At 63.1% G+C, this 13,961-nt stretch carries 12 protein-coding genes; 4 read left to right on the top strand and 8 right to left on the bottom strand.

Features of this window, described 5'->3' with window-relative positions; all coding sequences use genetic code 11:
- Nucleotides 1-30: 30 nt before the first annotated feature.
- From ACFPWW_RS08030 to ACFPWW_RS08040, 3 genes are all read right to left on the bottom strand, one after another.
- Complete coding sequence (locus ACFPWW_RS08030) at nt 31-3,228, bottom strand: efflux RND transporter permease subunit (protein ID WP_112704683.1); 3,198 nt, start codon at nt 3,226-3,228, stop codon at nt 31-33.
- 121 nt (nt 3,229-3,349) lie between these two features.
- On the bottom strand, nt 3,350-4,540 hold the full coding sequence (locus ACFPWW_RS08035; protein ID WP_113500237.1) for an efflux RND transporter periplasmic adaptor subunit: 1,191 nt from the start codon (nt 4,538-4,540) through the stop codon (nt 3,350-3,352).
- Between the two features lie 46 nt (nt 4,541-4,586).
- Nucleotides 4,587-5,399, bottom strand: coding sequence for an alpha/beta hydrolase (locus ACFPWW_RS08040; protein ID WP_112562873.1), 813 nt, complete (start codon nt 5,397-5,399; stop codon nt 4,587-4,589).
- 165 nt (nt 5,400-5,564) lie between these two features.
- Here ACFPWW_RS08040 and ACFPWW_RS08045 point away from each other — a divergent pair, with 165 nt between their 5' ends.
- Nucleotides 5,565-6,476 (top strand): LysR family transcriptional regulator, encoded by a 912-nt coding sequence (locus ACFPWW_RS08045; protein WP_112562875.1) that lies wholly within the window; start codon nt 5,565-5,567, stop codon nt 6,474-6,476.
- 232 nt (nt 6,477-6,708) lie between these two features.
- On the opposite strand, the gene ACFPWW_RS08050 is transcribed toward ACFPWW_RS08045, so the two are convergent.
- Both ACFPWW_RS08050 and ACFPWW_RS08055 read right to left on the bottom strand, forming a co-directional pair.
- A complete protein-coding gene (locus ACFPWW_RS08050; protein WP_112562877.1) occupies nt 6,709-7,611 on the bottom strand; it encodes an SDR family oxidoreductase in 903 nt (300 codons plus the stop codon).
- A 102-nt stretch (nt 7,612-7,713) separates the two neighbouring features.
- Nucleotides 7,714-8,454 (bottom strand): SDR family oxidoreductase, encoded by a 741-nt coding sequence (locus ACFPWW_RS08055; RefSeq protein ID WP_377311314.1) that lies wholly within the window; start codon nt 8,452-8,454, stop codon nt 7,714-7,716.
- 121 nt (nt 8,455-8,575) lie between these two features.
- Between ACFPWW_RS08055 and ACFPWW_RS08060 the strand changes: the two genes are divergently transcribed.
- From ACFPWW_RS08060 to ACFPWW_RS08070, 3 genes are all read left to right on the top strand, one after another.
- Nucleotides 8,576-9,490: a LysR family transcriptional regulator gene (locus ACFPWW_RS08060; RefSeq protein ID WP_377311315.1), complete on the top strand. Its 915-nt coding sequence runs from the start codon at nt 8,576-8,578 to the stop codon at nt 9,488-9,490.
- A gap of 19 nt (nt 9,491-9,509) precedes the next feature.
- Entirely contained in the window at nt 9,510-9,824 is a 315-nt protein-coding gene (locus tag ACFPWW_RS08065) for a hypothetical protein (protein WP_112562881.1), read from the top strand.
- An 84-nt stretch (nt 9,825-9,908) separates the two neighbouring features.
- Nucleotides 9,909-10,523: a DNA-3-methyladenine glycosylase gene (locus ACFPWW_RS08070; protein ID WP_377311316.1), complete on the top strand. Its 615-nt coding sequence runs from the start codon at nt 9,909-9,911 to the stop codon at nt 10,521-10,523.
- Between the two features lie 15 nt (nt 10,524-10,538).
- On the opposite strand, the gene ACFPWW_RS08075 is transcribed toward ACFPWW_RS08070, so the two are convergent.
- From ACFPWW_RS08075 to ACFPWW_RS08085, 3 genes are read right to left on the bottom strand one after another with little or no spacing between them, the layout of a single operon-like run.
- The gene (locus ACFPWW_RS08075; protein WP_377311317.1) at nt 10,539-12,080 is read right to left on the bottom strand and encodes a DHA2 family efflux MFS transporter permease subunit; all 1,542 of its coding nucleotides are present in this window, start codon (nt 12,078-12,080) and stop codon (nt 10,539-10,541) included.
- 5 nt (nt 12,081-12,085) lie between these two features.
- On the bottom strand, nt 12,086-13,309 hold the full coding sequence (locus ACFPWW_RS08080; RefSeq protein ID WP_112755554.1) for an HlyD family secretion protein: 1,224 nt from the start codon (nt 13,307-13,309) through the stop codon (nt 12,086-12,088).
- Nucleotides 13,302-13,766, bottom strand: coding sequence for a MarR family winged helix-turn-helix transcriptional regulator (locus tag ACFPWW_RS08085; RefSeq protein ID WP_112562889.1), 465 nt, complete (start codon nt 13,764-13,766; stop codon nt 13,302-13,304). Before ACFPWW_RS08085 ends, ACFPWW_RS08080 begins: the two co-directional genes overlap by 8 nt.
- Nucleotides 13,767-13,961: the final 195 nt, after the last annotated feature.

Consider the following 13,961-nt stretch of genomic DNA (forward strand, 5'->3'; position numbering starts at 1 on the left):
CCCCGCCCGATTTACCCGACAAAGGAGAGATTACTCCGCAGCGACCTTCATATGGTCGTCCTCGTCCTGCGGATGGTTGTCGTTGTGCTGGATGAGCGGACGGTTGCCCGTCATCCGGCGCAGGAGCACGTAGAATACCGGCGTCATGAAGATGCCGAAGAAGGTGACGCCGATCATGCCCGAAAAGACGGCGATGCCCATGGCGGCGCGCATTTCGGCACCCGCACCCGTCGAGGTGACGAGCGGCACGACGCCCATGATGAAGGCCATCGAGGTCATCAGGATCGGGCGCAGGCGCAGGCGGCTGGCCTCGATCGCGGCTTCACGCGGCGTCCTGCCTTCGAACTCCAGTTCGCGGGCAAATTCCACGATCAGGATCGCGTTCTTGGCCGATAGGCCGACAAGGACGACGAGGCCGATCTGCGTGAAGATGTTGTTGTCTCCACCGGTGAGCCAGACGCCGGTCAAGGCGGCAAGCACACCCATCGGCACGATCATGATGATCGCCAGCGGCAGCGTCAGGCTCTCGTACTGGGCGGCAAGCACCAGGAAGACGAGCAGCAGCGCCAGCGGGAAGACGACGACGCTGGAGTTGCCGGCCAGGATCTGCTGGTAGGTCAGGTCGGTCCACTCGAAGTCGATGCCGGCCGGCAGCGTCTCATGCAGGATCTTCTCGATCGCCGCCTGGGCCTGACCGGAGGAGAAGCCCGGAGCCGGACCGCCGTTGATATCGGCAGCGAGGAAGCCGTTGTAACGGTTCGCACGTTCCGGACCGGTGCTGGCATCCACCTTCAGCAGGGCCGCGAGCGGGATCATCTGGCCCGATGCCGAGCGAACCTTCAACTGGCCGATATCTTCCGGCTGGGCGCGGAACTTGGCATCGGCCTGCACACGGACGCTGTAGGTGCGGCCGAAAGCGTTGAAGTCGTTCACATAGAGCGAGCCGAGATAGATCTGCAGCGTCTGGAAGACGTCGGTGACGGAAACCCCGAGCTGCTCGGCCTTGGCGCGGTCGAGATCGGCATAGAGCTGCGGCACGTTGATCTGGAAGCTGGAGAACAGGCCCGCCAGTTCAGGCGTCTGATAGGCCTTGGCAAGCACGGCCTTGGTGGCTTCGTCGAGCGCCTGGTTGCCCAGGCCCGCACGGTCCTCGATCTGCAGCTTGAAACCGCCCGTCGTGCCGAGACCGTTGACCGGCGGCGGCGGGAACATGGCGATGAAGGCATCCTGGATGGCGCCGAACTTCTGGTTCAGGGCCATGGCGATCGCCCCGCCCGAAAGATCAGGCGTCTTGCGCTCCTCGAAATCCTTCAGCGTCACGAAGACGATGCCGGCATTCGACGAGTTGGTGAAGCCGTTGATCGACAGGCCGGGGAAGGCGATCGCGTTGGCAACGCCCGGCTGCTTCAAGGCGATGTCGGTCATGCGCTTGATGACGTCTTCCGTCCGGTCGAGGCTGGCGGCATCCGGCAGCTGGGCAAAGCCGATCAGATACTGCTTGTCCTGCGACGGCACGAAGCCGCCGGGAACCGTATTGAAGATATTGTATGTCGCGCCGACCAGCACAAGGTAGATCACCATGACGATGCTCTTGCGCGATACGAGACCGCCCACGCCCTTGCCGTAATAGTTCGAGCCGGCACCGAAGACGCGGTTGAAGCCGCGGAAGAACCAGCCGAAGATCGCGTCCATGAACCGCGTCAGCCAGTCCTTCGGCGCGTGATGGCCCTTCAGCAGAAGAGCGGCAAGCGCCGGCGACAGCGTCAGCGAGTTGAAGGCCGAGATGACCGTCGAGATGGCGATCGTCAGGGCGAACTGGCGGTAGAACTGGCCCGACAGGCCGGAGATGAAGGCGAGCGGCACGAAGACCGCGACAAGCACCAGCGCGATCGCGATGATCGGTCCGGACACTTCCTTCATGGCCTTGTAGGTCGCCTGGCGCGGGCTGAGCCCGGCCTCGATGTTGCGTTCGACGTTTTCGACCACGACGATCGCGTCGTCCACGACGATACCGATCGCCAGAACAAGGCCGAAAAGGCTGAGCGCGTTGATCGAGAAGCCGAAGACATACATGACCGCGAACGTACCGATAATGGATACCGGAACGGCGATCAGCGGGATGATCGAAGCACGCCATGTCTGCAGGAACAGGATGACGACGAGAACGACGAGCGCGATGGCTTCAAGCAGCGTATCGATGACCTTCTCGATCGAGGCGCGCACGAACTTCGTCGTATCGTAGACGATCTCGTATTTCACGCCTGTCGGCATGGCCTGCTGCAGGTCGTCCATGGTGGCGCGGACATTGTCGGCGATCTCGATCGCGTTCGAGCCCGGCGCCTGGAGGACGGCGACGGCGACTGCCGGCTTGCCGTCGAGCAGCGAGCGCAGCGTATAGTCGGCCGCACCGAGCTCGATCCGGGCAACGTCGCGCAGGCGGGTGATCTCGCCGTTGGCGCCCGTCTTGACGATGATGTTGCCGAATTCCTCCGGCGTGCGCAGACGGCCCTGGGCGTTCACGTTGAGCTGCAGATCGACGCCCGGCTGGCTGGGAGAGGCACCGATGATGCCGGCTGCGGCCTGGACGTTCTGCGAGCTGATCGCATTGCTGATGTCGCTGGCGGCAAGATTGTGCTCGGCAGCCTTCTGCGGATCGATCCACACGCGCATCGAATAGTCGCCGGCGCCGAAAACCTGCACCTGGCCGACGCCGGCGATGCGGGCGAGCCGGTCCTTGACGTTCAAGGTCGCATAGTTGCGCAGATAGGTGATGTCATGGCTCTCCCCGTCGGAGACGAGGTTGACGACCATGATGAAGTCCGGCGAGCTCTTGACCGTGGTGATGCCGAGCGCGCGCACTTCCGCCGGCAGGCGCGGCTCGGCCTGCGACACGCGGTTCTGCACGAGCTGCTGGGCCTTGTCCGGATCGGTGCCGAGCTTGAAGGTGACGGTGACGTTGAGAACGCCGTCCGACGTCGCCTGGCTGGACATGTAGAGCATGCCCTCGACGCCGTTGATCTGCTCTTCGAGCGGCGTCGCCACCGTTTCGGCAATGACGGTCGGGTTTGCGCCGGGATAGGTGGCGCGCACGACGATCGACGGCGGCACGACCTCGGGATATTCCGAGATCGGCAGCGCCCGGAGGCCGATCAGGCCGGCGACCACGATGAGGACCGAAAGAACACCGGCAAAGACCGGGCGGTCGACAAAGAATCTGGATATGTTCATTTTAAAGCCCTCTCCGGGGTGAACATGGATGCAAAGTCCTCTCCGGCTGCCCGAGGGCCTGCCGGCAGGTCATTTCATGTCGGGTTGGCGGCCTCCTGCCCGAGGGGAAGGAGGCTGGATTTTACTGAGCGGTCGCGACCTTCTCTTCCATCTGCGGTGCGACCACCGCGCCCGGACGGATGCGCTGCAGACCGTTGACGACGATCTTGTCGCCGACGTTCAGGCCGCCTTCGACCACGCGCTGGCCGTCGAACAGGGAACCGAGCTGGATCTGCCGGTAGTTGACCTTGTTCTCATCGTCGACGACGAAGACGAACTTCTTGTCCTGGTCGGTACCGACGGCGCGGTCGCTGATGACGATCTTGTTCTCGGCCTTCGGCTGGCCCATGCGCACGCGCACGAACTGGCCGGGGATCAGCTTGCCGCCGGGATTGTCGAAGACCGCCCGCACCGCAATCGTGCCGCTGGCAGCATCCACCTCGTTATCGACGAGCTGCAGCTTGCCCTTGATCGGCGTGCCGTCGTCGGCGAGCGTGCCGATCTCGACCGGGATCTGCTCGACAGCCGGCAGTGCCGCGTCGGTTGCCGGAAGCTCCGAAAGCGCCTTCGTGACCATTTCTTCGCTTGCGTTGAAGCTTGCGTAGATCGGATCGACGGAGACCAGCGTCGTCAGTTCCGGCGAGGCCGAACCGGCCGCGACAATGTTGCCGACCGTCACCTCGATCTTGCCGATGCGGCCGGAAACCGGAGCGCGCACCTGCGTATAGTCGAGATCGAGCTGAGCGGACTGCAGGGCTGCCTGTGCCGAACGCAGGCTCGCCTGGGCTTCGGCCAACGTGCTCTGGCGCTGGTCGAGATCGCTCTGCGAAATCGTCCGGTTGTCCGAGAGACGGCGGCCGCGATCGAGTTCGGTCTGCGCCAGGCTGACCTTGGCTTCGGCCGAAGCGACCTGGCCCTGCGCCTGAGAAACAGCCGCCTGATAGGGAGCCGGATCGATGGAGAAGAGCAGGTCGCCCTGCTTCACCAGCGCGCCTTCACGGAAATGCACCGACTGGATGGCGCCGCCGACGCGGGGGCGGATCTGCACGCGGTCGATGGCTTCCAGGCGACCGGAGAAATTCTCCCAGTTCGTCACGTCGCGGCTGGCGACGACGGCAACTGTCACCGGCACGGCCGGAGGCTGCGCAGGTTCGGAGGCAGCCGTGGCAGTTGCGCTCATCGGCAGTTCGAAAAAGATGGCCGCAGCCGAAACGGACGCAGCGAGGCCTAGGCCGGCGCCCACAAGGGCCCAGCGCTTATTTTTGGACGTCATTGGTACTCTCCTTGCGGCCCAAACGGCCGTAAAAATCAGTTCGTCGTCAATGCAATTGTGGCTGAACGCTCACATCCTGAAGGAAGTCCCCGAAATGGCGGCTGACGTTGTCCTGCCAGATCGAAGTTCCCTCAGATTTTCCGCCATAAATGGAAGGCCAGCCTGTCCCGGCGGGGAGAACATGCTGGCGCACGCCAACGCCTGCCTTCTTCAGGCGAGCGGCGTAACCGAGGGTCTCGTCATGCAGCGGATCGTCCTCCGCCGTAAAAATCAGTGCGGGTGCAACACCCGAAATGCGCGAGCAAAGGCAGGGCGCGGCATAGGGATGGCAACCGCCGCCGCTCAGATAATGGCTCCAGCCCTCCGTCCAGCGCTGGCGCATGCCGATCTTGTCCGCCTTGCGGATCGAGGATGTGCCCATGAAAGGATCGAGAAGCGGAGAAAGCAGGATCTGGCCGTCCAGCGCATCCGGCATCTGGTCGCGCGCTTTCAGGGCAACGCCGGCAGCGACATTGCCACCCGCCTCTTCCCCGGCGACGAACAGCAGCGACTTGCGGTCGCCAAGGCCGGCCTTCTTGAGGGCAAGGTAGGAAAAGATCGAGAAGGACACTTCAAGCGCCTTCGGAAAGACATTGCCGGAGAGCGTGCTGTAGTCGGCGGAAACCACGATCGCACCCGCCCTCGCAAGGCTCGCCGCAATCGGGCGATCGGCGTTCGGGTCGCTGTCGAGGAAGGCTCCGCCATGCAGGTAGAGAACGATCGGCGGGCCTTTGCCAAAATCGGCCCCCATATAGACACGCGCAGAAACGGGGCCAGCGGCCACCTTTTCCAGCACCATGTCCTTAATTTCGGGCACCATCGTCTCTATCTCTTCGCTGCCTGGCATAGGGACAGACAACGCCTGTCTCTTGCATTTTGCGCCAAAAAGATATTGTTATTCAAATCGGGGAATAAGAAGCGATATCGCGATAACACTATTCCGAATCCTGAACAATGTTGCAACGCAAACTGCGGAAGTGAACCGATGGATCAACTCTCGGCAATGCGTGTCTTCATCCGCGTGGTGGAGACGGGCAATTTCACCCGCGCCGCCGACATGCTCGCCATGCCCAAGGCGACGGTGACAAATCTTATCCAGGGGCTGGAGGCGCATCTGCGCACCAAGCTCCTCAACCGAACCACGCGCCGCGTCATGGTGACGACGGATGGCGCCCTCTATTACGAACGCGCAGCACAGATCATTTCCGAACTGGAGGAGCTGGACGGCAGCCTTTCGAATTCCCAAAGCCTGCCGACGGGACGGCTGCGCGTCGAGATGGCGGGCGCCTTTGCCGATTCCATTGTCGTGCCGGCGCTTTGTGATTTCTACCAGCGCTATCCGGATATCCGCATCGACCTTGGCGTTGGTGACCGAACAGTCGATTATCTCGCCGAAAATGTCGACTGCGCCTTGCGCGCCGGCACGCCGGCCGACCAGTCGCTGATCGCCAGGCGCGTCTCGGAGATCGAAATGATCACCTGCGCCGCCCCCCTTTACGTGGAGAAATTCGGCCTGCCGCAGCGGCCCGAAGAGCTTGAAACGGAACATTATTCCGTCAACTATTTCCGCGCCCAGAACAATCGCACCGTGCCTTTCGAGTTCCGCAAGGGCAATGAGATCATCGAGGTCAGTCCGCGCTACATCGTCTCCGTCAACGACAGCCGTACCTACATGACGGCAGCGCTTACCGGCCTCGGCCTCGCCCAGATCCCGATCTTCATGGCGCGCGAGCCCTTGGCGAAGGGCGAACTGGTCCAGACCCTGACGGAATGGACGCGCGAATCGCTGCCGCTTTACGTCGTCTATCCGCCGAACAGGCACCTCAGCAACAAGGTTCGGGTCTTCGTCGACTGGCTGGTGAAACTGCTGGCGGACGCCAAGCTCAACGCCCGCTGAAAGCCAAAAGAAAGCGGCCCGCGATGGGAGGGATAACCGTCACGGGCCTTAATCTGATGTCTGAAACTGAAGGCCTGTCGCACCGCAGGAAAGGCGCGGCAGGCCCTGGAGTGGAGGTCGGGAGGCTGGCGGCAACTTGCCGTCCGCCTCCGTCCAATCTGATATAGGTGCGCTTAGCCGGATAGTAAGGGGCGGCACGCCGAGACACCGTTCACAACTTTGCGACAGGCGGTTATTTCCCGACAACGGGCTTCAGCAGGTCCTCGATGCCGATGCGGCGGAAGAGTTCGGCCCGGACGCGGTCGGCGACGCCGTTGACGATTTCCGCACCATCCTGCGACGGATCGATATGGGTGCGGAACGGCCGCTTGCCGAACGGCATGTTCACCACTTCGACAATGGCTGTCGCGACGGAAGCGGCATCCGCATCGGCGGGTTCGAGCGAAGCAAGCCCCTTGAGCGCCTGTTCCGGCAACCCCTTGTAGGGACCTTCGTTATATTCCGCGGCGCGGGCCGTGTCAGCAGGCGAGCCGGAATGGGCGAAGTGGTTCGTGCCCTTGGTGAAGGCGCCCGGAACGATGATCGCGGTTTCGATGCCCCAGCGGGTAAGCTCGCTGGCATAGGAGACGGCAAGCGAATCCATCGCAGCCTTGGCAGCGAAATAGGGAGCGAGATACGGAGGCGTGCCGCCGCGGGTGCTCGACGACGAGACCCACACGACCAGGCCCCTGCCCTGCTTCCTCAGATGTGGCAGCACCGCGCGATTGACGCGCTGCGTCGAAAGCACGTTGATATCGAAAAGCTCCGCATATTGCTGCGGCGTGAAGGCTTCCGCCGGACCGAAGGACATATGGCCGGCATTGTGGATGATCGTATCGATATGGCCCTCGGCGGCGATCACCTTGGCGATGCCTGTTTCGACGGAGGCATCGGAAGCGACATCCAGCTCGACCGCCTTCAGATCGACGCCGTTTTCCCGGGAGAACGCGTCGACGGCCTCGACCTGCGGCTTGTTGCGGCCTTCGGTTTCGCGCATCGAGGCGTAGACGATGTGGCCGGCCTTGGCGAGCGCGCGGGCGGTAAGAGCGCCGAAACCGCTGGAAGCGCCGGTGATGACGATGACTTGTTTGCTCATGGTCCTGTTCCTTCTGTTCGTGCAGGTGGCTGTTCGATCGGGGTTGATTGAAAGGATGCGAGAAAAGAACGTGGCGGCGCTCAGGCCGCCACGGCGAAAGCATCAGACCATGCCGCCATTGGCGCACAGCACCTGGCCGTTGATCCAGGCGCCGTCGGGGCCGGCGAGGAAGGCGACGACACCGGCGATATCCTCGGGCGTGCCGAGACGCTCGAGCGGATTGGCCTTGGCGAGGCGGTCGATCAGCTCATCGGACTTGCCGTTGAGGAAGAGATCGGTGCCGGTCGGACCGGGGGCGACCGTGTTGACGGTGATCTGGCGGCCGCGCATTTCCTTGGAAAGGATCGCGCCCATCGTCTCCACGGCGGCTTTCGTCGCGGCATAGACGCTGTAGCTTTCCGGCTTCAGACCGACGACCGAGCTTGAGAAGTTGATGACCCGGCCGCCGTCACGCAAGCGTTTGGCGGCCTCGCGCAGCGTGTTGAACGTGCCCTTCAGGTTGACGCCGATCTGGCGGTCGAAGCTCGCATCATCGACATCGGCAAGGCGCGACAGCAGCATGATGCCGGCATTGTTGACCAGCACGTCGACGCCGCCGAAGGCAGCCTCTGCCGCATCGAACATGCGGAGCACGGCCTCCGCATCGGCAACGTCACCCTGCGCCGTCAGCGCCTTGCCGCCGGCCTTCTCGATCTTCTGGGCCAGTTCTTCGGCAAGCGCCGCGTTGCCGGCATAATTGATGACGACGGTAAAGCCGTCCTTTGCGAGGCGTTCGGCGATCGCAGCACCGATGCCGCGGGAAGCGCCGGTAACGAGAGCGACCTTGTTTTGATTGGCAGACATTTTCCTTCTCCTTTGCTTCGGCGCCGCAGCGCCCTTTCGATGAGGAGAAGATGTCCCTTTCCACTTTGCGGATAATCAGCCATTATTCGCCATCACTATCCGGTAAATGCGAACAAACTAAATGGACAGATTCGATGCCATGCGGGTCTTCTCCCGCGTCGTGGAGCGCCGCAGCTTCACGCTTGCCGCCGAAGATACCGGCCTGCCGCGCTCGACGGTGACGGATGCGGTCAAGCAGCTGGAGGCGCGCCTCGGCGTGCGCCTGCTCCAGCGCACGACACGCCATGTCAGCCCGACACTCGACGGCGAGGCCTATTATCAGCGCTGCCTGTCGATCCTCGCCGATATCGAGGATGCCGAAGGCGCCTTCGCCGGCACCAAGCCGAAGGGGCTGCTGCGGGTTGACGTGCACGGCACGCTTGCCCGCCATTTCGTGCTGCCGAGCCTGCCGTCCTTTCTGGAGGCCTACCCCGATATCGAATTCTACATGAGCGAGGGCGACCGGCTGGTGGATCTGGTGCGCGAGGGCATCGACTGCGTGCTGCGCGTCGGCACCCCGCAGGACAGCGACATGGTCGCCAGACGGGTCGCCATGCTGGACGAAATCACCCTCGCCGCGCCCTCCTATATTGCCGCTTTCGGCAGCCCTGACCATCCGGACAGGCTCGGCGCGCATCGCATGGTGGGCTTCCGCGCAACCGGCAGCGCCGGCCCGCTGCCGCTGGAATTCATCGTCGACGGCAGCGTCCGCAACGTCACCATTCCCGCAACCGTCACGGTCAACGCCGCCGAAAGTTACATATCGGCCGCCCGCCTGGGTCTCGGCATGATCCAGATCCCGCGTTACCACGCCGAACAGGACCTGGCCGCCGGCACCCTCGTCGAGGTGCTCGCCGATTTCCCGCTGACGCAGACGCCGGTCTCGCTGCTCTACCCGCGCAACCGCCAGCTTTCGCCGCGCGTGCGGGTCTTCATCGACTGGCTGGCGAAGGTCTTTGCTCGACAAACAGCCGAAAACGCGCTTCACTCATATTAGCGATTTCGGAGGAACGGGCATGGCACTCAGCGATATCATCGTCTACCAGGCCGATGAAGGCTTCGTCGTCGAGTTCGGCAGTGAAGGCGAGGACAGGATCGCGGTCACGTTGCGCGAAGCCCCCGACCTCACCCACGACAATGCCATCGCCAAAGCCAAGGCATTGCTCGCTTCCGTATTCGAGCCCGTTCACGGCGACAGCGCCCGCAACAAGGATGCCGCCCTGCTCGAAGAGGAGCTGAACGAAGGCCTGGAAGATTCCTTCCCGGCAAGCGATCCGGTCTCCGTCACCGTCTCGTCCATTCCGATGCGCGACCCCAACGCCGGTCACTAACCTGCGTCGAGACGATATTGTCGACGCGCACTTCGCCGCGCACGACGCCACGTTCGGCTTCCGGGTGGTCGATCGCCCGAGAGGATGCTATCGGCAATCTCCATGACGAACGATATGATCAATGGCGCTGTTGGCGCCGGCCCGCTTGCCGGGGAAAGCCTGCGCCATTTCTTCGAACGCGATGCGATCGAGGTCGCCCGCGACCTGCTCGGCTGCCACCTTACGGTCGGCGGGTCGGGCGGGCGGATCACCGAGACGGAGGCCTATTATCCCGACGACGAGGCTTCCCACAGTTTCCGCGGCCCGACAAAGCGCAACGGCGCCATGTATGGCCGCCCCGGCAATGTCTACATCTACCGCATCTACGGCATGTACTGGTGCCTGAACTTCGTCTGCACGCCGGGTTCGGCCGTGCTGATCCGTGCGCTGGAGCCGGAAATCGGCCTGCAGGCGATGATGGAACGGCGCGGCACCGATGTGCTGACGCAGCTCTGCAGCGGTCCCGGCAAGCTCTGCCAGGCGCTCGGCATCGACATTTCCGTCAACGACCGCGCTCTCGACCAGCCGCCCTACGCGCTCTCGCCTTCCTCACCCCTGCCTGTCGTCTCGGGCAAGCGGATTGGCATTACGAAAAATGCCGAAGCGCCCTGGCGCTTCGGCATTCAGGGATCGCGCTATCTGAGCAAGCCGTTCCGATAGGCCGGGTATGCGCCATCACTCCATGACGGCGCTGTGGTCCATGGCCGGCGCCGCCTTCGGCTTGCGCAGCAGCAGGACCAGCGGCATCACCGCAAGCGACATCAGCATCAGCAGCTTGAAGTCGTCCATATAGGCGATGATCGTCGACTGCAGCGTGATGACGTCGTTGAGAGCGGCGCGTCCGACGGCCGTCAGCGGGCTGAGGCCCTGCGCCGCCGTCGCATCGAAGGCCCGGTTGAACGGCGTCACATAGGCGGCGATCGACTCGTGGTTGCTCTGCGTGTTCTCGACGATCAGCGCCGAAACGATCGAGATGCCGACCGAGGAGCCGATGTTGCGCGACAGGTTGTAGAGGCCGGTTCCGTCGCCGCGCATCTGTGCCGGCAATGTCGCAAAGGCAATCGTCGTCAGCGGCACGAAGAGGAAGCCGAGGCCCGCCCCCTGGATGAAGCCGACCGACACGATGGTCCATTGCGACACGTCGGGCGTCCAGCCGGTCATGTCATACATCGCCCAGGCGGTCAGGCCGAGACCGAGCAAAAGCAGCCAGCGCGTATCCACCTTGCCGATCAGCCGGCCGACGATGAACATGCAGAGCATGGTCCCGAGGCCGCGCGGCCCCATCACGATGCCCGCCGTGATGACCGGATAGCCCATCAGCGTCTGCAGATAGGGCGTCATCAGCGCCAGCGAGGCGAGATAGGTAATGCCGATCACGAAGATGAAGATCATGCTGACGGTGAAATTCTGGTCGAGGAATAGCCGCGGATTGACGAAGGATTTTTCCGCCGTCAGCGTATGCACCAGAAGCAGGTAGAAGGCGGCCGCGCAGACGATCGCTTCGATGACGATTTCGCCTGACGAGAACCAGTCGAGCTGCTCGCCGCGGTCGAGGAAAAGCTGCAGCGCGGCGATGAACAGGCTCATCATCCCGAAGCCGAACCAGTCCAGTTTGGCGAGCGCATCCCTCTTCGTCTCCGAAACGAAGATGACGATGCCGGCAAAGGCGAGCGCGCCGATCGGCACGTTGATGTAGAAGACCCAGCGCCAGCTGATATTGTCCGTCAGCCAGCCGCCGATGACAGGCCCCAGAACCGGCCCGACCATGACCGAGACGCCGAATAAGGCCATGGCCGAGCCGCGCTCCTCGACCGTATAGATGTCGAGGAGAATGCCCTGGGAGAGTGGAACCAGCGAAGCGCCGAACAGGCCCTGCAGCAGGCGGAAAGCAACGATCTGCGGCAGCGATTGCGCGAGACCGCAAAGAACCGAGGCGACGACGAAGCCGACGATCGCCGTCAGGAGCACGCGCTTGCGGCCGAACTTGGCGGCAAGGAAGCCCGACGGCGGCGTCATGATGGCAGCCGCGACGATATAGGAGGTCAAGACCCAGTTGATCTGGTCGGCCGACGCCGAAACGCTGCCCTGGATATAGGGCAGCGCCACGTTGGCGATCGTCGTATCCAGCGCCTGCATGATGACGGCCAGGATGACGCAGGCCGTGATCGCGCCGCGATTGGCAACCGGGGTTGCCGGTGATGCAGGAGCATTGCTCATGGCCGTTACTCGTGGCTCTTGCCCTGGCCGAGAAGGTTGTTGACGAAATCGGGCAGGCCGCGCGCATGGCCGGTATCGACCTCGACGACCGTGCTCATGCCGACGCGAAGCGGCGGCTTGCCTTCGGCATCATCGATGCTGACGCGCATCGGTATGCGCTGCACGACCTTCACCCAGTTGCCGGTCGTATTTTGCGCCGGCAGCAGCGAGAAGGAGGAGCCGGAAGCCGGGCTGATGCTCTCGACCTTGCCCTTCCACATCACGCCCGGATAGGTATCGACGTAAATGTCGACCGGTTGGCCGGGCTTGACGTAGGTAAGCTCGGTTTCCTTCGGGCTTGCGGCAATCCAAAGATGCGAGGTCGAAACCAGCGAGAAGGCCTGCTGCGAAGCCTGCAGGTAGGAGCCGACCTGCAAGGCGTTTACGTTGGTGACGATACCGTCGAAAGGCGCCTTGACGACGCTGTGGTCGAGCTCGCGCTCAGCGTTGTCGACCTGCGACTTGGCCTGCAGGTAGAGCGGGTTTTCCTCGACCGGCTGGTCGGCGCTGCCGCCGAGCTGGGCGAGCGTCGTTGCGGCTTCCGCCTTGGCGACCGAAACCTTCTGCTGCGCGGCTTCGAGATTGTGCTTGGCTTCGTCATAGGCCGATTGCGTCGCGCTGCCGTTGTTGACGAGGCTCTGCTGCCGGTCGAACTGATCCTGGTAATAGGGCAGATCGGCTTCGGCCTGGGTGATCTCGGCAAGCGACTGCTGGTAGCTGGCCTTGAGGTTCATGATCTGGTTGCGCTGCGCGCCGAGCTGCGCCCTGGCGCCGTCAAGCGCGATCCTGAAGGCGTCGGACTGCAGGCTGAAAAGCACCTGCCCCGCCTTGACCTGCTCGTTCTCATGCACGTTGATCTGCGCGACGATGCCCGAAACGTCGGTCGTGATGCCCACCATATCCGCCTGGATATAGGCGTTGTCGGTCGACATGACCTGGCCGCCATTGACGTAATAATAGCCGCCGACGACGAGCGCCACGGGCAGCAGGGCAAAGAGGACAGGGCGGGTGAAGCTGCGCCGGCGGCGGACCTTGTTGCCGCCAGGCGCAGCCACCGCGGCAGCCGCGGGCGCTGAATTGGATGAAGGCGCCTCAGCCACCGTTTCCGGTTGTTGCGGGATCTCTTTTTCGTCGGCAGGATTCTTGGCATTCGCGTCGGACACGACGCGCAAGGGGGATTTGTCAGCCATGTTTCGTCTCATTCTCGGCGACCGGGGTCCGGCACGCCTGCACCAGGTTCGTCTTCATTACGGATAGGGTGTGGAAAAGCCGGTCGCGCTCTTCGGGGGTTACGCCTTCCAATGCCTCGCCGCGCGTCACGTCGCCGAGCTCGCGCATTTCGGCGAGGATCGGATGGGCGGCCTCACGCATGTAGAGCAGCCAGATACGCCGGTCGGTGGGGTGCTGGCGGCGCTCGATCAGGCCGCGCTCTGCAAGCTTGTCGAGAATGCGCACCAGCGTGATCGGCTCGATTTCCAGGATTTCGGCAAGCCCGCTCTGATGGATGCCCTCATTATTGGCGAGATAGGCGAGCGTCTGCCACTGAGACCGTGTCAGCCCAAGGTCCTTTGCCCGCTGCTCGAACCGCTTGCGCAGCAGGCGGGCGACGTCGTGCAGAAGAAAACCGAGTGTTGGAGTGTTGGTCATATACCTTCGCCGGCTAGTAATAAGCATCCTTATGATGTTGGTAGATATATTGAGCATGTGCAATGCACAAGGATGCAACCGCAAGATTCCGCACCTGCGACCAAAATGCCGCAGTCCGCGGTTAGGCGGAGCTTTCGATCCGGCTTCCGCCGAACGTCCGGGCAGCGGCAGAAACCGCTCTCGGCAACGTGATGG

Origin of the sequence: Rhizobium sp. GCM10022189, assembly GCF_042656325.1 — a bacterium.
GTDB lineage: Bacteria > Pseudomonadota > Alphaproteobacteria > Rhizobiales > Rhizobiaceae > Rhizobium.

Excerpts from the sequence above, each read along its gene's own strand:
- ACFPWW_RS08030 (WP_112704683.1), bottom strand. The coding sequence starts at position 3,228 with ATGAACATATCCAGATTCTTTGTCGACCGCCCGGTCTTTGCCGGTGTT.
- ACFPWW_RS08035 (WP_113500237.1), bottom strand. The coding sequence starts at position 4,540 with ATGACGTCCAAAAATAAGCGCTGGGCCCTTGTGGGCGCCGGCCTAGGC.
- ACFPWW_RS08040 (WP_112562873.1), bottom strand. The coding sequence starts at position 5,399 with ATGGTGCCCGAAATTAAGGACATGGTGCTGGAAAAGGTGGCCGCTGGC.
- ACFPWW_RS08045 (WP_112562875.1), top strand. The coding sequence starts at position 5,565 with ATGGATCAACTCTCGGCAATGCGTGTCTTCATCCGCGTGGTGGAGACG.
- ACFPWW_RS08050 (WP_112562877.1), bottom strand. The coding sequence starts at position 7,611 with ATGAGCAAACAAGTCATCGTCATCACCGGCGCTTCCAGCGGTTTCGGC.
- ACFPWW_RS08055 (WP_377311314.1), bottom strand. The coding sequence starts at position 8,454 with ATGTCTGCCAATCAAAACAAGGTCGCTCTCGTTACCGGCGCTTCCCGC.
- ACFPWW_RS08060 (WP_377311315.1), top strand. The coding sequence starts at position 8,576 with ATGGACAGATTCGATGCCATGCGGGTCTTCTCCCGCGTCGTGGAGCGC.
- ACFPWW_RS08065 (WP_112562881.1), top strand. The coding sequence starts at position 9,510 with ATGGCACTCAGCGATATCATCGTCTACCAGGCCGATGAAGGCTTCGTC.
- ACFPWW_RS08070 (WP_377311316.1), top strand. The coding sequence starts at position 9,909 with ATGCTATCGGCAATCTCCATGACGAACGATATGATCAATGGCGCTGTT.
- ACFPWW_RS08075 (WP_377311317.1), bottom strand. The coding sequence starts at position 12,080 with ATGAGCAATGCTCCTGCATCACCGGCAACCCCGGTTGCCAATCGCGGC.
- ACFPWW_RS08080 (WP_112755554.1), bottom strand. The coding sequence starts at position 13,309 with ATGGCTGACAAATCCCCCTTGCGCGTCGTGTCCGACGCGAATGCCAAG.
- ACFPWW_RS08085 (WP_112562889.1), bottom strand. The coding sequence starts at position 13,766 with ATGACCAACACTCCAACACTCGGTTTTCTTCTGCACGACGTCGCCCGC.